This is a genomic window from Paenibacillus alkaliterrae (assembly GCF_021532375.1).
Taxonomy (GTDB): Bacteria; Bacillota; Bacilli; order Paenibacillales; family Paenibacillaceae; genus Pristimantibacillus; species Pristimantibacillus alkaliterrae.
The window spans coordinates 36,324-60,254 of record NZ_JAKGAP010000002.1; the positions used below are offsets into that span (position 1 = coordinate 36,324).

Below are 23,931 nucleotides of genomic sequence, written 5' to 3' on the forward strand. Positions count from 1 at the left end.
GCCGGATTGCCTCTATACGCGAACATGAAACGATCGAATGCTGTGCGAAAGCCTGCAGCCTTTGATCGTTTTTAAGTCGTTTGATAAGGGTGAAGTAACAATTTTTCCAAGCAAACAGTTTTCTTCTTGTCATAAAAAGAGTAAAATAAAACTATTGTGACCAAAAATTATAGATGAAGGATGGAAGAACCTGATGTCAAAACAGCAAATTGGTGTTATCGGATTGGCGGTAATGGGCAAAAATTTAGCCCTTAATATTGAAAGCAGAGGCTTTACGGTTTCGGTATTTAACCGTTCCCGCGAGAAAACGGATGACCTCATACAAGAAACATCCGGCAAAAATCTTGTACCTGCTTATACGATTGAAGAGTTTGTTCAATCGCTTGAAGTGCCGCGCAAAATTTTGATCATGGTTCAAGCGGGAGCGGGAACGGATGCAACGATTGACTCACTCATTCCACACTTGACTGAAGGCGACATTATTATCGATGGCGGCAACGCTTATTTCCCTGACACCGTTCGCCGCAGCAAGGACCTTGAAGCGAAAGGCTTCCGTTTCATCGGTACAGGCGTTTCCGGCGGCGAAGAGGGCGCTTTGAAAGGTCCTTCGATCATGCCTGGCGGCCAAAAATCCGCCTATGAGCTTGTTGAACCGATCCTTACAGCTATTTCCGCGAAAGTAGGCGAAGATGCTTGCTGTACGTATATTGGTCCAGACGGCGCCGGCCACTACGTGAAAATGGTACATAACGGAATTGAGTATGGCGATATGCAGCTGATTTGCGAAGCGTATGATCTGCTCAAAAACGTGCTAAACGTAAGTGCTGAAGAGCTTCATGAAATTTTTTCCGAGTGGAACAAAGGCGAGCTGGACAGCTACCTAATCGAAATCACTAGAGATATTTTCTCGAAATACGATCCGGAAACAGGCAAGCCGATGGTAGACGTTATCCTGGATTCCGCCGGTCAGAAGGGCACTGGCAAATGGACAAGTCAAAGCTCTCTGGATCTTGGCGTTCCGCTTTCCATCATTACGGAATCCGTGTTTACTCGTTTCTTGTCTGCTATGAAAGAAGAGCGCGTAGCTGCGAGCAAGGTGCTTAACGGACCTGCAAAAACACCTTTCCAAGGCGACAGAGCGGCATTTATTGAAGCCGTGCGCAAAGCGCTGTTCGCAAGCAAAATTTGCTCGTACGCGCAAGGCTTCGCGCAAATGCGTGCTGCATCCGAAGAATACAATTGGGATCTTAACTACGGTGAAATCGCGATGATCTTCCGCGGCGGCTGCATTATCCGTGCGCGCTTCCTGCAAAACATAAAGGATGCCTACGACCGTGATCCTAACCTGCGCAACCTGCTGCTGGATTCCTATTTCCAAAACATCGTAGAGTCCTATCAAGGAGCTTGGCGTGAAGTTATAGCCGCTGCAGTTACAAACGGCGTACCGGTTCCAGCTTTCTCAAGCGCGATCGCTTATTTCGACAGCTACCGCACGGAGCGTTTGCCTGCGAACCTGCTTCAAGCGCAGCGCGACTACTTCGGTGCGCATACATTCAAACGCTTGGACAAAGAGGGCAGCTTCCACTTCAACTGGATGCAATCCTAATTTGGACAGCCATTTATCAATCCGGTTCGCTTGAAGTATCTTTGTTCAATCCGAAAGCTGCTTGTCGCAGCCAGTCGCGTAACCGATCGGCCTCTTGATCGCAGTAATGCCTTCGATGGATAAGGGACATGGCCGCTTCGGCAAAAAAATGAAAGTTTTGCATTAAGCGTGGCTGCGACAGATCCATTAACGCTGGATCTTCGTCAGCCACCTTTTTTTTAATAAATTCGAGCATCCAGACCACATCCTCGCGGCAAATGGGATGTTCAGGATCGAGAATGCTTTTAATACGCCTCTGTGTCGGGTGGAGAGCGGACAAATGAAGATCGCTGGTCATCGTTAACGTCACTCCTATCCTTAAATATGCATCCTTATCATCCATACGGCATATGCAACATTTTTATACCCGAGTCTGATAAAAAAATGTTATGATGTTGATGAAAAATGGTTTGGGAACTACGAAAAGGGTGAAACGGTTACGATGGAAAGGCAACAATTAAACAAATTAGTGCTAATCGGTTTTATGGGAACCGGCAAATCAACGGTGAGCATGCTGCTATCGGATAAGCTGGGGTGGAAACGTGTCGACGGAGACGAGGAAATCGAGCGGATTGAGGGCAGACGAATTTCTGATATTTTTGCGTGCGATGGCGAAGCGGCCTTTCGGAAGATTGAGACGAAAGTGCTGGAAGCTCTTTTGTCAGATGAAGAACCTGCAGTCATAGCTACTGGGGGAGGCGCTGTTCTCAGCGAATATAACCGAGAGCTTATGCTGAAGGAATCTTATGTGGTCGCTCTAAAAGCCAGCCCGGACAAAATTATTGCCAGGGTGCTGTCAGATACGGCTCGTCCCTTGCTGCAAGGGGATGCGGCAGAGAGAGTATATGTTTTGCTGGAACAGCGTAAAAACGCTTACGATTTTGCTCATTTTACGGTAGATACGACTATGATGACCGCTGATGAGGTTGTTGCTGCGATAAACGAGAATTGGACGTGTCAGCAATAAACGATGTTTACTACGCGCGATTCGGCTATAGGCCATCGTGCCTGCGTATATTTTATTGTAAAAGGAGATCATACGAACTATGGACGTTTTAGTAACGCCTACGCCAAGACTTGAAGGTGAGCTTCAAGCGCTCTCTTCGAAAAACTATACGACTCGTTATCTATTGGTGGCAGCTCTTGCCGAGGGAACGAGCACGATTTATTATCCTGCACATAGTGAAGATAGTGATGCAATGCGTCGTTGTATCCGTGATTTAGGTGCTATCGTGGAAGAGGATGAAGAGAAAATCGTTATTACAGGCTTTGGCCGTCATCCGAAGCCGGTCGATCAGCTTGATGTTGGAAATGCCGGAGCCGTGCTGCGGTTTCTGATGGCAATCGCTGCTCTTTGCCCGGACATAACGTTCATTAATCGTTATCCGGATTCGCTTGGCAAACGTCCGCATAGTGATTTGATTGATTCCTTAACAGCTATGGGGGTGTCTATTGATCACAATGAAGGCAAACTGCCGATCACAATTCATGGAGGAGCCCCTAAGGGCGGGAAAATTCAAGTGTCAGGAAACATCAGCTCGCAATTTTTGAGCGCGCTGCTGTTTTTGACACCTCTTCTCGAAGAGGAAAGCGAGATTGAAGTTCTGCATGATTTGAAATCGAAGGTCGTTGTAGGTCAAACACTCGAGGTACTGGAGCAAGCTGGCATCGTCATTCATGCGGATGAGGACTACATGCGCTTCCGCGTGCCGGGTCGTCAGAGCTATGCGGCTAAGACCTATTCCGTTCAAGGCGATTACCCTGGCTCAGCAGCTATTCTTGCAGCCGCGGCCGTAACGAATTCGGATGTTTTCGTTCACCGTTTGGAAGAGAAAAGCAAACAAGGGGAACGGGCAGTCGTTGACGTATTGAAGATGATGGAGGTTCCGCTAACGCATGAGAACGGAATCATTCATGTGAAAGGAAACGGCCAGCTGAAAGCGGTAGAATTCGATGGCGATCACGCGACCGATGCGGTACTGGCTATGGTAGCAGCGGCTGTTTTCGCCGAAGGCACTTCCCGGTTCTATAATGTAGAAAATTTGCGCTACAAGGAATGCGACCGTATCACTGATTATTTGAACGAGCTGCGCAAAGCGGGAGCAAACGTAGAAGAGCGCCAGGCAGAAATAATCGTACATGGCCGTCCGGAAGGGGTCGAGGGCGGTGTTGAAATTAATGCGCATTACGATCATCGCGTTATTATGGCCTTAACGGTTGTAGGCTTGCGCGCTAAGAATCCGATCCGTATCCGCGATGCTCATCATGTAGCAAAATCGTACCCGATTTTCTTCGATCATTTGCAGGCGCTTGGTGCGAACGTCGAGTGGCTTGAAAGTTAACAAGAATATAATGATAGGACTGGGGTGTTATGATGGCATTTGAGAATCCTGCGCGCGAGCAAATAAGGGACATTTTACAAAACAGCACTACCGTTGCCGTTGTCGGTTTGTCTGACAATCCGGAACGTGTTTCGTACATGGTATCCGAAGCGATGCAAGCGAAGGGTTATACGATTATTCCCGTCAATCCCAACGCCGAAACGATATTAGGACAAAAAAGCTACGCATCGCTCAAAGACATTCCTGAACCTATTGATATTGTCAATGTGTTCCGCAGAAGCGAGCATACGCCTCCGGTAGCCGAGGAAGCTGTTGCTATTGGTGCAAAAACATTATGGCTGCAGCTTGGCATTGCCAATGAAGAAGCGGCTGCTGTCGCTGCTGAGGGCGGTCTGCATGTCATTATGGACCGGTGTATTAAGGTAGAGGACTCCATCTTGCTGCCTGGCGGAAAATCCAAAACATAACATTTATAAAAAAAGGGTCACTCCTGCACAATAAGAAAGGCTTCAAGAGCGAGTGCCGAACTTGCAATTCGTAGCGGCGGCTTCTTGAAGACTTTATGAATGCATTCCAAGGAGGATACGACGTGAATCAATATTCGCAGCAGTCGGGAAATTACCAAGGTCAACAGGGCTTCCAAAACCAAGTGCCAACAGGCTATGTACAATCGCACTATCAAGGACAGCTCAGTCAACCGACTTTTGGCAGACAAACTAATTCGATTGTTTCGAATCAACCAGGCGGCTATCAAGCGACAAATTCGTATAGCCAAGGAACTCAGCACTTTATTCCGACAAGCTACACTTCCATGTCGCAGCCGACTGGCAATAACTATGCTTACACGTCGCATCAGCCTGTTCAAAGCCATGCGCAATCGCCAGCTGCAGCATTCGGCAATGTTGGCCCGGTAATCGCACATACTGGCTACCAAGCAGGCCAAGACAGACAGCAATCGTTCTATCAGCCTGCAACAGCTCATTTTGGAAATCAGTATGCGCAGCATGCAACTTCCAATTTCGGCGGTTCTATGCAATCCAACATACAAGGCGCTTATGGCCCTACGCCAATGCATTCCTACACGAATTCGCCGCACCCTGTGTATGATGCTACAAATGCATACCAGCAATCGGGTCCAGTCATTTCGCATGTAGGTTGGCAATCAAGCACGACAACGTCTCCGTATTCCGGCAATTCCCGCTAATCCTGTTTTAAAATAAAGAAAAGAATCATCAACATCGGCGGGCCTATCTGGCTCGCCGTTTTACTTTGACAAAATTCGAGTAAACGCTTAACATCGTTATAGATATTAGTGGACAAGGCATTTGCCATGATGCATTATGCAGGAGGTGTGAGATGATCTTCATAGGAAGTCTGCAGCAGCTCGGAAGGGCTTTTATGCTGCCGATGATTATATTGCCGGGAGCGGCTATTTTTCTAAGCTTAAGCAAGCTGCCTTGGGAATTTATTGGCTTACCGGGTATGGAAGGCTACTTGATTGCAGCCAGCGAAACGATATTCACGTTTTTACCTTATATATTTGCACTGGGCATTTCGCTTGGCTTGACAGGGAATGCTTTGTCGGCCGGAATGGCCGCGCTTGTAGGAATGATTATTTACAGCGGCATTACAGCGACATCACAGGTTCCCATTGAGCCAACCGTACTTATAGGTACTTTAATCGGGATTATGTCGGGTGTTAGCCATGAGCGCTTCAAAAACCTGCGGCTTCCTGAATATATTCAGTTTTTTGGAGGGCCCAGGTTCGTCCCGCTGTTCATGAGCGGCGTCACCCTTTTGTTTTCAATTGGGATGATAAAAGCAGCCCCTTACTTGCAGCATATGTTACTCGAATTAGGCGAAATAGTTGCTTCCGGCGGTGGATTTGGTGTGTTTCTATATGGATTCGTTCACCGGATACTGGTCGTTTTCGGCTTGCATCATTTGGTTAGTCACGTGTTTTGGTTTCAGATAGGCGGGTATGAAACGGCTGCAGGCGAAATGGTTTACGGTGATTTGCCTCGCTTTTTTGCTGGAGATCCAAGTGCGGGAGTGTTTATGGCTGGTCTGTATCCGACCATGATGTTTGCTTTGCCGGCAATAGCCTTTGCAATCGTACATGAAGCACGGGAGGACCTAAAGCCGAAGATTCGCAAAACCTTTCTTTATGCGGCACTCGCTTCTTTTTTAACCGGTGTTACAGAGCCTGTCGAATTTGCTTTTTTGTTTGTCGCTCCTTATTTATATGTCGTGCATGCACTATTGTCGGGCATTATTATGTGGGTTACATACGAGCTGGGCATAAAGCATGGATTCTCATTCTCCGCGGGTGCGATCGACTTTGCTATTAACGAGCATTTGGCTACACGAGGCTGGCTTATTATCCCGATTGGCATTGTGGTCGGGCTTATCTATTATTTTTTATTTCGATGGGCTATTCGCCGCTTTCGTATTCCGACACCGGGTCGGGAGGAAGGCTCCCAGCTCGATGAGTGGGCAGGCGATATCCCATATCGGGCTCCGCTTATCCTGCAAGCGATTGGCGGCAAGCAAAACATTGTGCGCATGGAATCTTGTATTACGAGGCTAAGACTTAAGGTATCGAACGAAAAGCTGCTAGATATCAATGCTCTTCGCAATCTGGGCGCAGCCGGCGTAATTAAGCTTGGTGGAGGACATGTACAGGTTGTATTCGGTACTTATTCCGAGCTGATTCGCGAGGAAATGATCAAAACGATCCATCGCGACCAAGCACAGGTGTTATTCCACTCGCCGATGCAAGGCAGAATGATACCACTAGAGGATGTGCCGGATCCGATATTTGCCGGCAAGCTGGTGGGACAAGGCGTAGCTTTCATCCCGGACAGAGGGGAACTCGTTTCTCCTGTCAAAGGCAAGGTAATTCATATTTACCCGACGATGCATGCGATTGGTATTCTCACGCCCGAAGGACTTGAGGTTCTGATGCATATCGGAATCGATACTTCCAAGCTGCAAGGGAAATCGTATTTCAATGCAGTGGTGAAGGAGGGCGACGAGGTAACTCCCGGAATGCTGCTCATACGTTTCGATTTACAGCGGGTACGGAGGGAAAGTAAGTCGCTGGCTACGCCGATGATTATCACAAATTCCGATCTTGTACATTCATGGAGGTACGCACCGTTCAAAGCGGTGAAGAAAGGGCAGTCCTCGGTTATGTCGGTTGTACTTAAAGAGAGAAATGGTGGAGGGGAAACGCAATGATTCAAGGTATAGGAGCGTCAGCAGGCATTGCGATCGGGAGAGCTTTCGTGCTGCCTAACTGGGAGTGGGAGCTGCCGGAGCAAAAAATTGATGTAGCCGATTTTGCCCGTGAATTCGAGCGCGTATACGAGGGAATTCGCACTTCGAAGTCGGAGATCGAACAGATCAAGGACGAGCTTAGAGATGTTGTCGGCTCAGAGGAGACCCATATATTCGATGCGCATCTCGCCATTTTGGACGATCCTGTTTTTATGAATGAAATACAAGGCATTATTCAACGCCAGTATAAGGCGGCTGAGGTTGCAGTAAAGGAAGCGATCGACCATTTCGTAACGATGTTCGATCTGCTCGATGATGAATATATGAAGGAACGCGCGCTTGACATTAAAGATGTAGGCAATCGACTTCTCAAGCATTTGCTGGGCGCTCCGGAAATTAAATTGCCATCGGATACGCAGCCCTTTATTCTGATCGCCAAGGAACTATCCCCGTCACAGCTTGCGCATATTAATCCGCAGCATGTGCTTGGGATTGTTACGCTCGCAGGCAGTACGACTTCCCATTCGGCCATTATGGCACGCGCATTAGGGGTGCCGCTTGTCGTCGGAATCGAGACGAAGCTTGAGGAGCCTATCCAGACGGGACAGACGATTGTTATCGATGGGATCGATGGAACGGTATTTATCGAGCCCGAGCAGCCAGTGATCGTCAGGTATACGGAGCTACATCGCTTACAAGCGGAAGAGAAGAGGAAGCTTCATGGAATTGTTGGGCATCGTCCCGTTACGCCTGACGGCAAGACGCTTGAGCTTGCAGCTAATATCAGCTCCTTCAAGGAGCTTGAAATTGCCTTATCGAGCGGTGCGCATGGGGTTGGATTATTCCGTACCGAATTTTTGTATATGGATCGGAATCGGTTTCCGCTGGAGGAAGAGCAGTTCGAGGTTTATCGCAGTGTAGCGGAGAAGCTTGGCGGTGAACCGCTAGTCATTCGAACGCTTGATGTCGGCGGGGATAAGCAGCTGGATTATTTTGAGCTTCCTGAGGAAGATAACCCGTTTCTCGGGTATAGAGCGATTCGGATCTCTCTCGACCGTCAGGATTTATTCAAAACCCAGCTGCGAGCCATATTGAGGGCAAGCCATTACGGCCAGGTGAAGCTGATGTATCCGCTTATTTCCTCTGTTGAAGAGGTTCGAGCGGCCAATGCCATATTAGATGAAGCAAAACGCGAGCTTGAGGCGGCCGGCCAGCCTTACGATAAAGGGATGAAGATCGGCGTGATGATTGAGGTGCCAGCGGCCGTTATGATTGCCGATATGCTGGCTGAAGAGGTTGATTTTTTCAGTATCGGGACGAATGACCTTGTTCAGTTTACGTTAGCGGTCGATCGGATGAACGATGAGATTTCTCATTTGTATGAGCCTTATCATCCTGCATTGCTGCGTATGCTTAAAATGACTGTTGAAGCGGCTAAGCGAAATGGGATTACAGTCGGTGTTTGCGGTGAGCTTGCAGGCGATTTAAGGGCTTTGCCGCTTTGGCTTAGTCTGGACGTAGATGAGCTTAGTATGTCATCACATTCGATTCTGCAAGTAAAGGAGCGGCTGCTCTGTACTTCGCAGGCAGAAAGCCGAGAGGTTTTTGAGCAGCTGCATGAATGCCGCACGAGCACTGAAATTTTAGCGATTTTGAACGGCTTCCTGGAGCGTATAGACAAAAAAACAGCGAATGGTTAAACCATTCGCTGTTCTAATGCATCTACGAAAGCTTTGGCATAAGGCGGCAGATCTGGCGGGCGACGTGCGGAAATGAGATTTCCGTCGACAACGACTGCTTCATCAAACCAAATCGCACCTGCATTTTCCATATCGTCGCGAATGCCCGGCGTTGATGTCACTTTACGGCCTTCCAAAATTTTGGCAGATATAAGTACCCAGCCGGCATGACAGATTTGACCGATCGGCTTGTCAGCAGCGTCAAGCTCCTGAACCAATTGCAGCACTTTCGGATAACGGCGAAGCTTATCGGGAGCCCACCCTCCCGGCACAAGCAGGCCGATTATGTCTTCGCTGTTCACTTCGTCAAAGGATAGATCCGCAACCGCGGGCACGCCGTATTTTCCGATATGCGTTTTACCTTTCTCCGGTCCCGCGTATAGCACGGTCGCACCTGCTTCGCGGGCGCGGTATACCGGATACCAAAGCTCCAAATCTTCAAATTCGTCGTCAAGCAAGCAGATGACGGTTTTGTTTTGCAATGACAATTGTATTCGCCTCCATCTATTAAATGTCACTATTATTGTACCGAAGGAGAAACCATGAAGCAAACGGATCTTGTATCGAAACGAATTCCTTGTCGGAGATTGCTCCGATTTGTGCCGGCAATAGCGTGGATGGCCGTCATCTATTTGCTATCCTCAAGAACCGGTGATGAAATAAATGCGATTCTCCCATTCTTTCAAAAATTTTTTCCTTTTATGGAGGATTTCAATTGGGGCCACTTTGTATCTTATTTCATTCTCGCCATGACCATAGACTTTGGCATAGGGGCCAGAGCTGACCGCTTTTGGGTAAAGATCGTTATCGTTCTTCTCTGCGGATTGTACGGCGTTACCGATGAATACCATCAATCCTTCGTTGGGGGAAGAATGCCTGACCCGATTGACGTTCGGAACGATATAATCGGAGCGGCGATATGGACTGCAGTTGCGGCCATTTCGCCCATTCGCGCGCTTTGGCGCAAAATCGCATCATAATTTCCTTGTCTATCAAATTGATGATGTTTGGCTCAGTAGTAAAAATTACAAAGCGGCTGTAAGCAGGAGTTTTTGCAAAAAAGGTCGAATAATTTATACATTGTAACTCTGAAAGGAATGTTTAGCGGCAATTGCCGCTATAAGAGGGAGTGGACCATTTTGCAAAAGAGGTGTCATTGTGGTGACATCATGAAGATGAAACTGCGAACAGTTATTTATTCGGGTAAGGTAGAGATCGATAACGTTCCGATTTATTCCTGTCCAACCTGCAATAAGAGCGAAGTATTTCCAGAGGTGAAGCCTGATCTAACCGGACTAATCGCTCAATTGGGCGCCCAGCCCGATAAACAGACGTTTTTATTCAATGAATGTAACGAATGGGCAGATCTGCTAGTGGAGGCGAAGGTTGATAAGCTGAAGACCGATCAGAATGCGGTAGAGAAGCTGATTGGACAGAGAATCAATAAGCTGCTGGATTTATATTTGCTCGCCCGCTCGCTAAATGACGAAGCATGGGTAACCGATATTAATAAGCGGCTTGAACAAATTAGCCGTCGCATCCTTCATACATAATACTCAGATTTGGCTTTTCACCTAACGGATCAGACCTCGGCTAGCGTGAACATTGCGAAAAGTAATATTTTGTCGTATGATTACGTTAATATGCGGCGTACGTAATGTTAAAATCTGAGCTAATGGAGAGAAGCATTGTGACGGTAACCATTTATGATGTAGCAAGAGAAGCAGGAGTATCGATGGCAACGGTTTCCCGGGTTGTCAATAACAATCCGAATGTGAAGCCAGCAACACGGAAGAAGGTTTATGAAGCAATTGAACGGCTCGGATATCGTCCAAATGCGGTAGCACGCGGACTCGCAAGCAAGAAAACAACTACGGTTGGGGTTGTTATTCCCGATATTTCAAATGCCATTTTTGCCGAGGTAGCCCGCGGCATTGAAGATATTGCGAATATGTATCATTATAATATCATTTTGTGCAATGCCGATAAGAAAAAGGACAAGGAAATCCGGGTCATTAACACGCTTCTGGAGAAGCAGGTTGACGGGCTGTTATTCATGGGCGGAGCAGTAACCGAAGAGCATTTGCAGGCTTTCAAGACAGCCAATGTTCCTATTGTGCTATGTGCGACCTCCGATGAAAGCGGACAAATCCCATCTGTTGATATTAATCATGAAGATGCGGCCTTTGACGCTGTCAAAAAAATATTGGAGCAGGGCCACACCCGCATCGCCATGATCAGCGGGACTTTACAGGATCCATCGCTCGGCTATGCGAGATTCCAAGGCTATAAGCGGGCGCTTGAGTCGGCTGGGATTTCCTATGACGAATCTCTCGTTCGAATTGGCAACTATCGTTATGAATCCGGAGCGGATGCGATGAATTACTTTATCGCGCTGGACAAGCGTCCGACGGCTGTTTTTTCGGCAACGGACGAAATGGCGATCGGCGCCATTCACAGCATTCAAGACTCCGGTTTAAAGGTTCCAGACGATATCTCGGTTATAAGCGTTGACAATAGCCGGATGGCATCCATGGTTCGCCCGCAGCTAACTGCCGTAGCGCAGCCCATGTACGACATTGGCGCCGTTTCCATGCGTTTGCTAACCAAGCTGATGAAGAAAGAAAATGTCGAACAATCCAAAGTGGTGCTGCCGCATGAAATGGTGATGCGCCAATCTGTTGGAGGAATATAGAAGAAATGGCTTTTAACAAAATTGGCATTATTGGCGCTATGGCAGAAGAAATTGAATTGCTGCATAAGCATGTGGACGTAGCATCTCAAACGACGAAAGCAGGCATTACCTATTACGAGGGGATGTTACACGGCAAATCGGTAATCTTCTGTAAATCGGGAGTAGGTAAAGTAAATGCTGCGGTATGTACGCAAATCCTGCTGGATTCAGGCGTGGATTGCGTACTGTTCACGGGTGTTGCGGGTGCTGTCGATCCGCAGCTTAATATAGGCGATATCGTTATTTCCACAAGCTGCATGCAGCATGATATGGATTGCTCGCCGCTTGGTTTTGCTAGAGGAACGATACCCTTTCATGCAAGATCGGAGTTTGCAGCGGATGAACGTTTAATAGAGCTTGCCGCGGCAGCGAGCAATCGACTTTTTTCAGGGAATAGCCTCAAAGGTAAGGTGCTGTCGGGAGATCAGTTCATTGCAAGCCGTGAAACAGTGAGACTGCTGCATGAAACGATGCAAGGCGCTTGCGCCGAAATGGAGGGAGCTTCGGTCGCGCAGGTTTGCGACATGAACCAGATTCCGTTTGTTGTCATTCGTTCGATGTCGGATAAGGCTGACGGCTCTGCGCATGTGAATTTTGCTGACTTTACAGTGACAGCCTCTAACCATTCCTATCAAATAATTGATGAGATGGTCAAGCATATGTAAGATGCGTTTTACAAGAAAAGCAACAGCTTCGGTCATTTATCGGAGCTGTTGCTTTTCGTTTCCAGCTGTTTTATGTGCACTCCTATTGATGCTATAAATCTTGTACGACGATTGCTTGTGTTTTTCTATTCTTTTCCGATATTTCGGCACGTCGAGGCATAGGTTCAAAACTGGCTGGATCATCTAGCCAAAATTCCGGGAGCTTGCAGGGGCTATGGGGTGTCCATCGTTCGAGCCAGCTCTCGGGCAATAATAGATCTTCGCCGGCCGCCGCTGCCGCCGCAAGGGGATGATCGATCATCGTTAGCCATACGAGGGACCAGGCTCTTGGCACAACGCGATAAATATCGTAGCCTCCGCCGCCGAGAGCGATCCAGCGCCCGTTCGTATGGGCATGAGCAATCTCGTGGATGATCGCCGGAATTTCAGCATAGATGCGCATACTGCAATGTATGTGGGAGAGCGGATCATTAGCATGCGCGTCGCAGCCGTGCTGGCTGATAATGACATCCGGTTTGTAAGCTGCGATTACTTTGCGGAGGGTGTAATTAAAGCTTTCCAACCATGATTCATCCTCCGTATAAGGCTCGAGCGGTACGTTAAAGCATGCGCCAAAGCCACTGTCTATACCTTTCTCATGTACAAAGCCGGTACCAGGGAACAAGAACTTTCCGGTTTCATGGATGGAATAGGTGCACACGTCAGGATCGTCATAAAATACCCATTGCACGCCGTCTCCGTGATGAACATCGGTATCGATATAAAGCACTTTCGCATCGTAAGTACGACGAATATGCTTGATCGCGACAGCCGCATCGTTATACACACAGAAGCCGGAAGCCCGATCCGGAAAGGCGTGATGCAGTCCGCCAGCCAGGTGATAGGCATGGTCGGCCCGACCCGACATAACGGCTTCAGCCGCTGCGACAGAGCCGCTAACGATTGAGGCCGCTGCCTTATGAATACCGGGGAAGAAAGGCGTATCCTCCGTGTTCAGCCCAAACTGCTGCGCGATGTTGTCCGTTTCATGCGTGGCAGAGCCCTCGCTTAGCTGCTTAACGGCGTTTAAATAGTCTGATCGGTGAACGAGTGTCAGCAGCTTGTCATCCGATAAGGGAAGCGGGGCTTCGATTTGTTCCTCCGACAAGGCTCCTGCGGCTTTAAGCAAATCAATCGTTAATGTAAGGCGGAGCGGATTAAAGGGATGCTCCTCGCCAAACTTATATCCATTAGAATCTGAATGATAGATGAATACAGCATCTGAAGCCATCGCTGTCCTCCTAAACGGTTTTAAGCTTGACATTAGTACATAAAGCGCTGTCTGAAACGGACGCGGTCGAATTGCTCGACGGAGCTTAGCGGGACTTCTTTGCCGATCCGCACCATAAGACAATTCGCGGGATGGGAGCATATTTCGGGATCGTCTGTCGCGAACCAGGTCATGCCGACTGCTTTCATCAGCTTTTCCATCATTTTGCGATAATCCCATACGTTTAGCTTCGTGCCTTCCAAATCCCAATGCCAGTAGTATTCGGTCGTAAAAACGATCATGTTCTCCAGCTGTTCCTCCGCAAACGCAAGCTGAATCATTCGTTTTCCGAGTCCAAAGCCCCGATAGTCATCCGCTACCTCGATCGCTCCGAGCTCGATAAGATCGGTCATGCCGCCGGTGGACCAACGCTCGAGCTCATCCGCATAATGGAACGTAACGTACCCCACGATGATGTCTCCTTCGCGAGCTAAAATAATGCGGCCTTCCTCGAGACCTGCTATTTCAACGAGCGCCTCGTGCTGTTCATGCGGTTTGCGGAAGGCGTCCAGTGCATGATGCATGTTTAAGCCTGTCAGCTTCCCCGGCAGAACAGGGCCTTCAATAATAAGTTCACGGCTGTCGTCTAGAGCGAGCTGATCCCGCTGCAAACGCTTTCGATGTTCCAAGGCCAAGGATGCCCCCCCTTTGCTGCATATGACTGCTCGAACTGTAATGTCTATTACTCTTTATAACAAACATTTGCGAAAATGAAAAGCGTAGTCGAATAGAAAAAGGTTATGCTATAATGGTTGTGGCGGTTCAAAGGCCACTGGAAGCGCAAGCGGATGCCGGTTTGTTTGCCTCGAGTATCGGCTTTGTTATGAAAGCGTATTCCTAGAGTCGGAAAAGAGATGTGATGGGAGAGTGATAGGATGGTCAACTTGCATCAAGAACGTATTCCAGCGACGGCAACAAATCCGAATTTACCGAATTATGAAGCGGCTGCCGCTTCGTTTGATTGGGACCAGATTGAAAGCCAGTTTAGCTGGCACAGCACAGGGAAAGTGAATATGGCTTATGAAGCCATTGACCGCCACGTCGACCAAGGCAAAGGCGGGAAAATCGCGTTATACTACAGCGACAAAGACCGGGATGAATCCTATACATTTGAACAGCTGAGCAAACAATCGAGCCGCTTCGCGAATGTATTACGCAAGCTTGGCATCGCCAAAGGTGATCGGATGTTCATTTTTATGCCGAGAACGCCAGAGCTTTATTTTAGCGCGCTCGGTGCTTGGAAAGTTGGAGCGGTCGTTGGGCCTCTGTTTGAGGCGTTCATGGAAACGGCGGTGAAGGACAGGCTTCAGGATAGCGAAGCGGCAGCGATCGTAACGACTCCCGCATTATTCAAACGGATTAAGCGTGATGAGCTGCCGAATCTAAAGCATATTATCGTGGTTGGCGAAGGCGTCCCGAAGGAAGAGGGAGTCGTCGATTTTGCGGAAGAAATGGCGAAAGCCTCCGATGAAACGGAGATCGAATGGCTGGACCGTGAAGACGGTCTAATCCTGCACTATACGTCAGGCTCTACGGGTAAGCCGAAGGGCGTTTATCATGTGCAAAATGCAATGATTCAGCATCTTTACACCGGACAAATCGTACTTGACTTGAAAGAAGACGATATTTATTGGTGCACGGCGGACCCGGGCTGGGTTACAGGAACGTCATACGGCATTTTCGCTCCATGGCTTAACGGAGCTGCAAACGTCATTCGCGGTGGACGATTCAGTCCCGGTGACTGGTATGGCGTCATCCAGAAATACGGAGTAACGGTATGGTACAGCGCGCCTACGGCGTTCCGCATGCTAATGGGAGCGGGCGACGACGTTTCGAAGCCATTTGACCTATCTAGCCTGCGTCATGTACTTAGCGTAGGCGAACCGCTTAATCCCGAGGTTGTGCGCTGGGGCATGAAGGTATACGGGCAGCGCATTCACGATACGTGGTGGATGACGGAAACCGGAGGCCAACTGATTTGCAACTATCCGAGCATGGATATTAAACCCGGCTCTATGGGCAAGCCGCTGCCTGGCGTAAAGGCTGCAATTATTGACGATAGCGGAAATGAGGTTCCTCCTTATCGGATGGGTAACCTGGCTATCCAAACACCGTGGCCGTCGATGATGCGCAAGATTTGGAATAATCCTTCCAAATATGAAGAATATTTTTATGTGAAGGGCTGGTATGTATCAGGCGACTCGGCCTATATGGATGAGGATGGCTACTTCTGGTTCCAAGGCCGTATCGACGATGTCATTAATACGGCGGGCGAGCGGGTGGGTCCGTTCGAGGTGGAAAGCAAGCTGGTCGAGCATCCTGCAGTTGCAGAGGCCGGAGTAATCGGCAAGCCGGATCCGATGCGGGGCGAAATCATAAAAGCGTTTATTGCGCTGCGCGAAGGATTTGAGCCGTCGGACGAATTGAAGCAGGAGATTTCACAATTCGTGAAGATTGGCTTGTCCGCGCATGCCGCTCCAAGGGAAATCGAATTTAAAGATAAGCTGCCTAAGACGCGCAGCGGCAAAATTATGCGGCGGGTCTTAAAGGCATGGGAGCTGAATTTACCTACCGGCGATTTATCTACAATTGAGGACTAGGCTTAATACGGCGGTATATCGGATTACAGAGAAGAGAGGACGCCTCCTGACGGAGACATCCTCTCTTTCTTTTTCTTTCCGATTCGCAAGCCATACAGTCTAGCGTTGAAATAGCTCGATTCGCTCGCGGTCCGGCCCCTCGACGAAGAAATATTGATAACCGTTCGGCAGCGTTGTAATTCCTTCATCCACGAACGTTACATTCAGCGTCTTCAATCGTTCGAACTCTGCTGCCGCATCAGGAACTGTCACAGCGAAATGATGCACCTTACCTTCGGAAGGAAGGCTATCGTTATAGCCTTGAATTAACTCAAGCTCCGTCTCATCAGAACCACCGAAGCCAAGAAAAGCCAGCTCGATTACTCCATTGGTATGCATGATTCGTCCCTTTAGCTCAAATCCGATTATTTGGGTGTAAAAAGATATGGATGCATCCATATCTTTCACCATTACTCCAACATGATCAAGTCTTTTGTTTACCATCGTAATCGTTCCCTTCTGGAATAAGTAGTTGGATCATGTAATTGACGATAGATCGTTTCTATCAGTTGACTATTAGTATTGCGGATGGACCCGACTCGCCTTTTTCGTTTTCGGATGTCACATAAAATGCACCTGTAACGAGTGGCGAAACATATTCAAAGCTCGTTTCCGAGGTGGATGCGATCCTTGCATATTGTCCGTCATTATTAGCGCTATAATATACATGATATTGCGTAACCTGCTCGGACACGGCGTTCGGTGACCAGCTTAGCCGTACACTGAGCGCAGTTTTCTCGGCCTGTAAGCCTGTCGGTGCTGCAGGAGCGGCTCCTTGCTCATTTCCTTCAGAGCCTGTTCCAAGACCCGGAAGCTCTGGAATAATCGGCGTGTTACCGTATTGGACAAGCTGACTCGGAGCAGATTCTTTGCCGACGATGTCAACTGCCGTTACATAGTAGGTATAGCTCTGCGAGCTTGAGGCATTGATCGCCATTTTTTTGTCCTCGCCTGCCAATATGGATTCACCGGTCTTCTCATAAGCTCCCTGATTAATCGATCTGTAGACGCGGTACCCCACGACATCCTTGGATGCGCTGTCGCCGAAAGTCAAGATGAGCGAGTCACCGCCGGACGAGGAGAGCTTAACGCTGCCAGGAGGCGAGGGTACGGCACCGTCGTCGACGCGAGGATCCGGCTTTGACGGGGCGTCATTCTCCGCATCAGCAGGCAGGAACACGGACATTGCGCGCCGGCTGCCGGCTGGCAGCTTTTCTTGTGCAGCCCGAATTTCATCCATAAGAACATCAATCGGCTTTTTACGTTTGATTACGATTTTTTCTTTGACCATATCGAGCGGAGTAGCAGGATTCGGTACGTAATTGACACCGTCATAAGTAATAATGGCCATCTTTACTAATGTATCGTCTGTTTTTTTAGGTATATCCTTTTTGTTGAACCAATCCGTTACGAGCATGCCCGCTTCCTTCGTCAATTGGCTTGGAAGCATTCCGCTTGCACTCGAAACGGTTGCTTTGATGATGCCGTCCGGCCGCTCGAAGGAATCGGTAACGAACATCTCCGGCTTTGTGTCCGTTAGTTTATTCATGATCAATGCCCAGATCGAACGTGCTCTTGCTTTACCGTTCTCGGACAAGGAATTAATTTGCTCCTCATAGCCCGCCCATACACCTAGAGTGACGTCAGGCGAGAAACCCATGAACCAAACGTCGCCATAGCTTTGCGTCGAACCCGTCTTGCCAGCAATCGGAATCTGGCCGTACTTATCGAATTGCGAGGTCAGTTTATTAGCAGATCCGCTTCTGCTGGAAATAACGGTAGAGAGCATATCTGTCATCAGGAAAGCGCTCTGCTCCGAGAACACTTGCTTCGGCTCCATCTTGTGCTCGTAAACGATCTTGCCGTTCGCGTCTGTAATTTTTTCAATCATAAAGGCATCATTGAAAACGCCCTTGTTCGGAATGGCGCCGTACGCATTCGTAAGCTCCTCAACCGATACGCCTGCGCTAAGTCCGCCTATTACGCCGGTCTGTGCGTATGAATCCTCTGGTACCAGCGTAGTAATGCCCAGTTTCTTCACGAATTCCCATGCATTCTCGATTTTGACTTCTTCATTGAAAATTTTCAAGGCCGGCAAGTTTAAAGATCGGTTTAATGCTTCCCTGGCTGTTACGAGACCGGCAAATTTTCTGTTTACATTCATCGGAATGTGAAAGCCCTTTTGGCCGTCCTTCAGGACGAGCGGGGCATCGTCAATAATGCTGGCCGGTTGAATAATGCCTTGCTCGATGGCAGGCAGATAGGCGGCAATCGTCTTCATTGTCGATCCCGGCTGGCGTGTCATCTGGGTCGCATAGTTTAGCTGCTCTTCATAGAAGTCGCGGCCTTCCAGCATCCCGATAATGGCGCCGGTTTTATGATCAAGCATAACCGCGGCGATCTGCTCGAGTCCTTTCTCCTCGCTGTAAGGCGTGAAGTTTTTTTCATTAGTGCCGATTTCGCGCATGAGCTGATAAATGTCCTTGTCAATCGTCGTATAGACATGATAGCCCCCGCGAAGCAGGTGATCGCGAGCCTCCTCGATCAGAGCAGCGTTTTCCTTCTTCTGCAAGTCTGCTTTCGTCATAGTTGGATCCTGCTGCATGAGCATAATCTCAGCAGCCTGACGTTCCGCTTCAAGCATGAGATACGGGTAGGTCGTGTACGCCTTCTCGCTTGGCTCCGCAAGCGTCTGCCTAATGTCGAATTGGAGCGCTTCGTCATATTCCTGCTGTGTAATGCGGCCTGTCTCGAACATACGCATCAGCACGGTTTGTTGACGGCCAATCGCTAAATCAAAGCCGTCTTGATTGAATTGTCCCTTGCCTGTAAACGCGGTATAGGCGGATGGACGCTGCGGCAAACCTGCCAAGTATGCAGATTGGGCGATATTAAGCTGATTCAAGTCGGTAATGTTGAAAATACCTTTGGCAGCCGCTTTGATGCCGAATAAGTTGTAGCCGGTGGAGCCATTTCCGAACGGAACCTTATTTAAGTAAGCCGTTAAAATTTCTTCTTTCGTTAAATACCTTTCCATGCGAAGGGATAGGAAAATTTCTTTTATTTTACGGCTGTCGGTTTTGTCCAAACTTAGAAATACGCGTCGTGCCAGCTGCTGGGTAAGCGTACTGCCCCCGGTCTGCGTATCCTCGTTGAGCAGTTTCTGCTTAACGGCACGGCCAAGCCCGTTTATATCAATGCCGTTGTGCTCAAAAAAATTGTTGTCTTCGATGCCCAGAACGGCATTGATCACCTGAGGCGGCAGATTATCGTATGTAATAATCATTCGATCCTCAGAGGTGCGAAGCTGCCCGACCAGCGAATCGTCATTAAAGTAAACAAAGCCGGTAATGGCATTCTCTCCGACTTTCTCTTCGATAATGGTACGAGGTCTTACTTCTTCGCCTTTCACGAGCGCGGCAACATAGCCGGTCACTGCGCCTCCGGCAAGCAAACCGATGAAAATACCAAAATAAACCATCCATTTGAACGTAATAAAAGTTATAAATCCGAATGTACGCCATTTGCTTCGTTTCATTGGCGATGGTTGACGTTCTTCTTGCATTCTATAGTCTCCTCCTCCAAATAGCAGACTTATTATATCATAAATCGTCAAAGTAAGCAGGCATTAACCTGATTGACTTCCTATAGACGCATATGGTATAAACACTATAAAGTTTTATCTATACATGGCAATGAAGGGCATGAGTAGACAGCGAATCGTATTTTTCAGAGAGCCGGTGGGCGGGTGTGAACCGGTATGCGCCGCTTGTTGAATTACCGTCTGGAGCTAAGTGGAGGAACAGGTTCGATTATTACGATGACAGACCGCAGGCTTATGGAGCCAGGGGGTCACGTTTCGAAGCCGCAGTAGTCCATTTCGGAGCAGGCCTCCGTTATCAAGCAACGAAGTGAGAGTTGCGCAGCTGTCCCCCGGACAGCAGGCGTGTTCTAACGAGGGTGGTACCGCGAGCTAATCCTTCTCGTCCCTTGGGGCTGGAAGGATTTTTTATGTCTATATAGACGCATACGAGGGAGGAAAAGTTTTATGGTGAAGTGGGAGCAATTGTCGAAGGAGCAGCAATCGGAGGTTGAACGTCAACTAGAAGTCATCCGGCGCGGTGTAGTGGAAATTGTGCCTGAGGATGACTTGAAGCAGAAGATAGCGAATGCTGTCGCAACGGGCACGCCGTTGAAGATCAAGCTGGGACTTGATCCTTCTGCGCCGGATATTCATGTCGGACATACGGTCGTTCTGCACAAGCTCCGTCAATTCCAGGAGCTCGGCCATCAGGTTCAGCTGCTTATTGGCGATTTTACCGGGCGGATCGGCGACCCGACTGGAAAATCGGAAACAAGGAAGCAGCTGACGGAGGAAGATGTGAAGCGAAATGCGGACACGTATCAGAAGCAAATTTACAAAATATTAGATCCGGAGCAGACGCAGCTGTACTACAACTCCGAGTGGCTTGCGCCGCTGAATTTTGCGGACGTCGTTAATCTCGCAGCAAAAGTTACGGTAGCGCGCATGATGGAGCGCGACGACTTCACGAAACGATATACAACAGGATTGCCGATCAGCATTCATGAGTTTTTCTACCCGCTTATGCAGGGTTATGATTCGGTTGCGCTGGAGTCGGATGTAGAGCTCGGCGGTACGGATCAGAAATTTAATTTGCTGATGGGCAGAACGCTTCAGAAGGAATACGGGAAGCCGGCGCAGGTGACGATTACGACGCCTCTTATTGAAGGCCTTGACGGTGTCAACAAAATGAGTAAAAGCTTGGGGAACTACATCGGGATCGATGAGGAGCCTAATCAAATTTACGGTAAGTCCATGTCTATTCCAGACGAGCTTATGTTCAAATACTATGAGCTTGCCACTGACTTAAGCAATGAACAGCTTACCGCTTTAAAGGCCGGACTCGAAGACGGCTCCGTACATCCCAGAGATGCGAAAATGCGGCTTGCAGCCACTTTCGTTCGCATGTATCATGGCGAAGAAGCAGCAAATGCAGCGGAAAATCACTTCATTACGGTATTTCAGCAGCGTACGCTGCCGGATGATATTGAAGAAGTTACCGTATCTCCGGAAGAACTTGATAACGGTCAGATACGTATCGTGAAGCTGCTAACTGTACTTGGCTTGCAGCCAACCAGCAGCGAAGCAAGACGCAGCGTGCAGCAGGGAGCCGTACGGATTAATGAAGAGAAACTGACCGATATCCAGGCAGAGGTTACTCTGCAGGACGGAGATGTACTCCAGGTCGGCAAGCGGAAATTTGTAAAAATTAAACTTGGATAATTGTTCTAAATAAGCTTGTTGAATCGATAAAATTCAACAAGCTTATTTTTTTAGAAACAATCTTCTGTTTTTAAACGTAATAAATAACGGGATTATTAACAGGTTATGGATACTAAGAAAGGAGGAGGAAGTTGGAAACTTTATATTTGGCTTGTCTTATTGGCGGCATTATGTATGCGGTCATAAGCGTTGTTTTCGGGGATTGGCTCGGCCAGATGCTCGATGGTGCGCTCGATTTTTTATCGCTGGATGGTCACTCTTGGCTGTCGCCTGCTGCGCTTGTGGGCGGTATTACGGTATTCGGCGGCGCGGGCATCTTGCTTGAACGGTACTCGGCGTTCGGCATGGCAGCAATCCTGATTATCTCAATGCTCATTGCAATCGTAGCAGGAGCAGGCGTGTTTTTGCTTTATGTCAGGCCTATGGAGAACAGCGAAAATTCAATTGCTTTTTCACTCCAGGGGTTATCCGGCATGCTGGCTGAAGTGCTTGTTCCGATTCCAGCTTCCGGCTACGGCGAGGTAATGGTAAAAGTAGGTGCGGGGTTTACAAATCAAATCGCTGCAAGCTTTGAAGGAGTAGACATTCCCGGTGGAGCACAGGTAGTCGTAGTAGAAGTAAAGGACAGCACCTTGTACGTTTCGGAAGTGAATTTAGCTTAATAATAAGCAGCCGAGAGGGGAAATGTCAGTGCCGGATTATTTTATCATTCCTGCGATTGTTGTAGGCGTTATCGTCGTGCTTGGTCTCGCATTTTGGGCAAGGTACAAAACGGTCAGCCCGGATGAAGCGATGCTCGTAACGGGATCATTCCTGGGAACCAAGAATGCCGCTACTGATGAATCGGGGCGAAAGGTGAAGATCATAAGAGGCGGCGGCGCATTCATCCTGCCGATCTTCCAGAAAGCCGAGTTTCTCTCCTTGCTGTCGCACAAGCTTGATGTGTCTACTCCTGAGGTATATACGGAGCAGGGCGTTCCTGTTATGGCAGACGGTGTAGCGATTATTAAAATCGGCGGTGCAATGGAGGATGTAGCAACGGCGGCGGAGCAATTTTTAGGCAAGCCGACCGAAGCGCTGAAAGGGGAGGCTCAGGAGGTGCTGGAAGGGCACTTGCGAGCGATTCTTGGTTCCATGACGGTGGAAGAGGTATATCGGAACCGCGATAAATTTGCGCAAGAGGTGCAGGGCGTAGCGGCCAAAGATTTGAAAAAAATGGGTTTGCAAATCGTTTCCTTCACGATAAAAGATTTGCGGGATAAGCATGGATACTTAGACGCCCTCGGTAAGCCCCGCATTGCAGCTGTGAAACGGGATGCGGAAATCGCCGAAGCGGAAGCGGTACGTGATGCCAGAATTCAGAAGGCGCATGCGGCTGAAGCTGGTCAGAAGGCCGAGCTATTGCGGGATACGAACATTGCCGAGGCAGAGAAGGACAAAGAAATGAAGGTTGCTTCCTTTAAGCGCGATCAGGATACGGCGAAGGCCGAAGCGGATCAGGCTTATTCGATTCAAGAGGCTCGCGCGAAGCAAAGTGTCGTCGAGGAGCAAATGAAGGTCGAGCTTGTGCGCAAGGAGCGGGAAATCGACCTCGAGGCAAAAGAAATTTTACGGCGCGAGAAACAATATGACGCAGAGGTAAAGAAAAAGGCCGATGCTGACCGTTATGCGGTAGAGCAGGCTGCCGAAGCGAACAAAGCGAAGCTGCTTCGGGAAGCCGATGCTCTTCAATACCGAATCGAAGCGGAAGCAAAGGCACATGCTGCTCAGAAGCGTCTTGACGGTTTAGCCGTTGCCGAAGCGGAGAAAGCGAAGGGGACGGCAGAAGCGGAGGTTATCCGGCTTCGCGGCTTGGCGGAGGCGGAAGCGAAGGAAAAGCTTGCGGAAGCGTTCGAGAAATTCGGTGAGGCTGCCATCCTCGATATTATTGTCAAAATGCTGCCTGAGCTTGCCGGCAAGGTCGCTGAACCCATTAGTAACATCGATAAGCTTACAGTAGTCGATACGGGAAATGGTGTAGGCGCAGCCCGTCTAAGCAATTATGTCACCTCTCTGATGTCTACGGCTCCCGAAATGCTGAAGAGCGTATCCGGCATTGATGTGAATGCGCTTATTAAAGGATTAACGTCTAAAGCGATTCCGAATTCTGCTCTCGCGAACAGGGCTGAACAATTGACAGGAGCTCCTGCGGCTCCCAAGCTTCCTGACGTATCCCCTTAATGCATATAATTTAATACGTTAAAAAAAAACCCTCGAACCAATGGATCGAGG

Annotated in this window: 21 protein-coding genes; 15 read left to right on the top strand and 6 right to left on the bottom strand. The window is 48.7% G+C overall.

The window, feature by feature from the left end; translation table 11 throughout:
• Positions 1–193: 193 nt before the first annotated feature.
• Positions 194–1,606 carry an NADP-dependent phosphogluconate dehydrogenase gene (gndA, locus tag L1N85_RS00250; protein ID WP_235233414.1) on the top strand — a complete coding sequence of 471 codons (1,413 nt, stop codon included), beginning with the start codon at positions 194–196 and terminating at the stop codon, positions 1,604–1,606.
• 16 nt (positions 1,607–1,622) lie between these two features.
• Here gndA and L1N85_RS00255 read toward each other — a convergent pair whose 3' ends face one another.
• On the bottom strand, positions 1,623–1,943 hold the full coding sequence (locus tag L1N85_RS00255) for a hypothetical protein (protein ID WP_235233415.1): 321 nt from the start codon (positions 1,941–1,943) through the stop codon (positions 1,623–1,625).
• 144 nt (positions 1,944–2,087) lie between these two features.
• Here L1N85_RS00255 and L1N85_RS00260 point away from each other — a divergent pair, with 144 nt between their 5' ends.
• The 6 genes from L1N85_RS00260 to ptsP all read left to right on the top strand — a co-directional run bounded on the left by L1N85_RS00260 (position 2,088) and on the right by ptsP (position 8,969).
• Positions 2,088–2,612 carry a shikimate kinase gene (locus tag L1N85_RS00260; protein WP_235233417.1) on the top strand — a complete coding sequence of 175 codons (525 nt, stop codon included), beginning with the start codon at positions 2,088–2,090 and terminating at the stop codon, positions 2,610–2,612.
• Between the two features lie 79 nt (positions 2,613–2,691).
• Positions 2,692–3,987, top strand: coding sequence for a 3-phosphoshikimate 1-carboxyvinyltransferase (aroA, locus tag L1N85_RS00265; RefSeq protein ID WP_235233426.1), 1,296 nt, complete (start codon positions 2,692–2,694; stop codon positions 3,985–3,987).
• 32 nt (positions 3,988–4,019) lie between these two features.
• Positions 4,020–4,454 (top strand): CoA-binding protein, encoded by a 435-nt coding sequence (locus tag L1N85_RS00270; RefSeq protein ID WP_235234308.1) that lies wholly within the window; start codon positions 4,020–4,022, stop codon positions 4,452–4,454.
• A gap of 122 nt (positions 4,455–4,576) precedes the next feature.
• On the top strand, positions 4,577–5,191 hold the full coding sequence (locus tag L1N85_RS00275; protein WP_235233428.1) for a polyadenylate binding domain-containing protein: 615 nt from the start codon (positions 4,577–4,579) through the stop codon (positions 5,189–5,191).
• A gap of 152 nt (positions 5,192–5,343) precedes the next feature.
• A complete protein-coding gene (locus L1N85_RS00280) occupies positions 5,344–7,230 on the top strand; it encodes a glucose PTS transporter subunit IIA (RefSeq protein ID WP_235233436.1) in 1,887 nt (628 codons plus the stop codon).
• Positions 7,227–8,969 (top strand): phosphoenolpyruvate--protein phosphotransferase, encoded by a 1,743-nt coding sequence (ptsP, locus tag L1N85_RS00285; protein WP_235233438.1) that lies wholly within the window; start codon positions 7,227–7,229, stop codon positions 8,967–8,969. The genes L1N85_RS00280 and ptsP overlap by 4 nt, the downstream gene beginning before the upstream one ends.
• On the opposite strand, the gene L1N85_RS00290 is transcribed toward ptsP, so the two are convergent.
• Complete coding sequence (locus L1N85_RS00290) at positions 8,966–9,496, bottom strand: type 1 glutamine amidotransferase domain-containing protein (RefSeq protein ID WP_235233439.1); 531 nt, start codon at positions 9,494–9,496, stop codon at positions 8,966–8,968. The genes ptsP and L1N85_RS00290 overlap by 4 nt on opposite strands.
• Positions 9,497–9,550: 54 nt before the next feature.
• Between L1N85_RS00290 and L1N85_RS00295 the strand changes: the two genes are divergently transcribed.
• From L1N85_RS00295 to L1N85_RS00310, 4 genes are all read left to right on the top strand, one after another.
• Positions 9,551–9,988, top strand: a complete 438-nt coding sequence (locus L1N85_RS00295) for a VanZ family protein (protein WP_235233443.1) — start codon at positions 9,551–9,553, stop codon at positions 9,986–9,988.
• Between the two features lie 195 nt (positions 9,989–10,183).
• On the top strand, positions 10,184–10,561 hold the full coding sequence (locus L1N85_RS00300; protein WP_328285125.1) for a hypothetical protein: 378 nt from the start codon (positions 10,184–10,186) through the stop codon (positions 10,559–10,561).
• A gap of 137 nt (positions 10,562–10,698) precedes the next feature.
• The gene (gene ccpA, locus L1N85_RS00305; RefSeq protein WP_235233451.1) at positions 10,699–11,703 is read left to right on the top strand and encodes a catabolite control protein A; all 1,005 of its coding nucleotides are present in this window, start codon (positions 10,699–10,701) and stop codon (positions 11,701–11,703) included.
• Positions 11,704–11,708: 5 nt separating this feature from the next.
• On the top strand, positions 11,709–12,407 hold the full coding sequence (locus L1N85_RS00310; RefSeq protein ID WP_235233458.1) for a 5'-methylthioadenosine/adenosylhomocysteine nucleosidase: 699 nt from the start codon (positions 11,709–11,711) through the stop codon (positions 12,405–12,407).
• A 91-nt stretch (positions 12,408–12,498) separates the two neighbouring features.
• On the opposite strand, the gene L1N85_RS00315 is transcribed toward L1N85_RS00310, so the two are convergent.
• Together L1N85_RS00315 and L1N85_RS00320 are read right to left on the bottom strand one after the other, a co-directional pair.
• Positions 12,499–13,677: an acetoin utilization protein AcuC gene (locus L1N85_RS00315; protein ID WP_235233459.1), complete on the bottom strand. Its 1,179-nt coding sequence runs from the start codon at positions 13,675–13,677 to the stop codon at positions 12,499–12,501.
• Between the two features lie 32 nt (positions 13,678–13,709).
• Entirely contained in the window at positions 13,710–14,345 is a 636-nt protein-coding gene (locus L1N85_RS00320) for a GNAT family N-acetyltransferase (protein WP_235234309.1), read from the bottom strand.
• 246 nt (positions 14,346–14,591) lie between these two features.
• Between L1N85_RS00320 and acsA the strand changes: the two genes are divergently transcribed.
• Positions 14,592–16,316 carry an acetate--CoA ligase gene (gene acsA, locus L1N85_RS00325; RefSeq protein ID WP_235233464.1) on the top strand — a complete coding sequence of 575 codons (1,725 nt, stop codon included), beginning with the start codon at positions 14,592–14,594 and terminating at the stop codon, positions 16,314–16,316.
• Between the two features lie 99 nt (positions 16,317–16,415).
• Here acsA and L1N85_RS00330 read toward each other — a convergent pair whose 3' ends face one another.
• Together L1N85_RS00330 and L1N85_RS00335 are read right to left on the bottom strand one after the other, a co-directional pair.
• Positions 16,416–16,799 carry a VOC family protein gene (locus L1N85_RS00330; RefSeq protein WP_235233466.1) on the bottom strand — a complete coding sequence of 128 codons (384 nt, stop codon included), beginning with the start codon at positions 16,797–16,799 and terminating at the stop codon, positions 16,416–16,418.
• 61 nt (positions 16,800–16,860) lie between these two features.
• Complete coding sequence (locus tag L1N85_RS00335; protein ID WP_235233472.1) at positions 16,861–19,920, bottom strand: transglycosylase domain-containing protein; 3,060 nt, start codon at positions 19,918–19,920, stop codon at positions 16,861–16,863.
• Between the two features lie 486 nt (positions 19,921–20,406).
• Between L1N85_RS00335 and tyrS the strand changes: the two genes are divergently transcribed.
• The 3 genes from tyrS to L1N85_RS00350 all read left to right on the top strand — a co-directional run bounded on the left by tyrS (position 20,407) and on the right by L1N85_RS00350 (position 23,880).
• Positions 20,407–21,660, top strand: coding sequence for a tyrosine--tRNA ligase (gene tyrS, locus L1N85_RS00340; RefSeq protein ID WP_235234311.1), 1,254 nt, complete (start codon positions 20,407–20,409; stop codon positions 21,658–21,660).
• A 131-nt stretch (positions 21,661–21,791) separates the two neighbouring features.
• The gene (locus L1N85_RS00345) at positions 21,792–22,322 is read left to right on the top strand and encodes an NfeD family protein (RefSeq protein ID WP_235233474.1); all 531 of its coding nucleotides are present in this window, start codon (positions 21,792–21,794) and stop codon (positions 22,320–22,322) included.
• Between the two features lie 22 nt (positions 22,323–22,344).
• Entirely contained in the window at positions 22,345–23,880 is a 1,536-nt protein-coding gene (locus tag L1N85_RS00350) for a flotillin family protein (RefSeq protein ID WP_235233476.1), read from the top strand.
• The last annotated feature ends 51 nt before the right edge of the window (positions 23,881–23,931 follow it).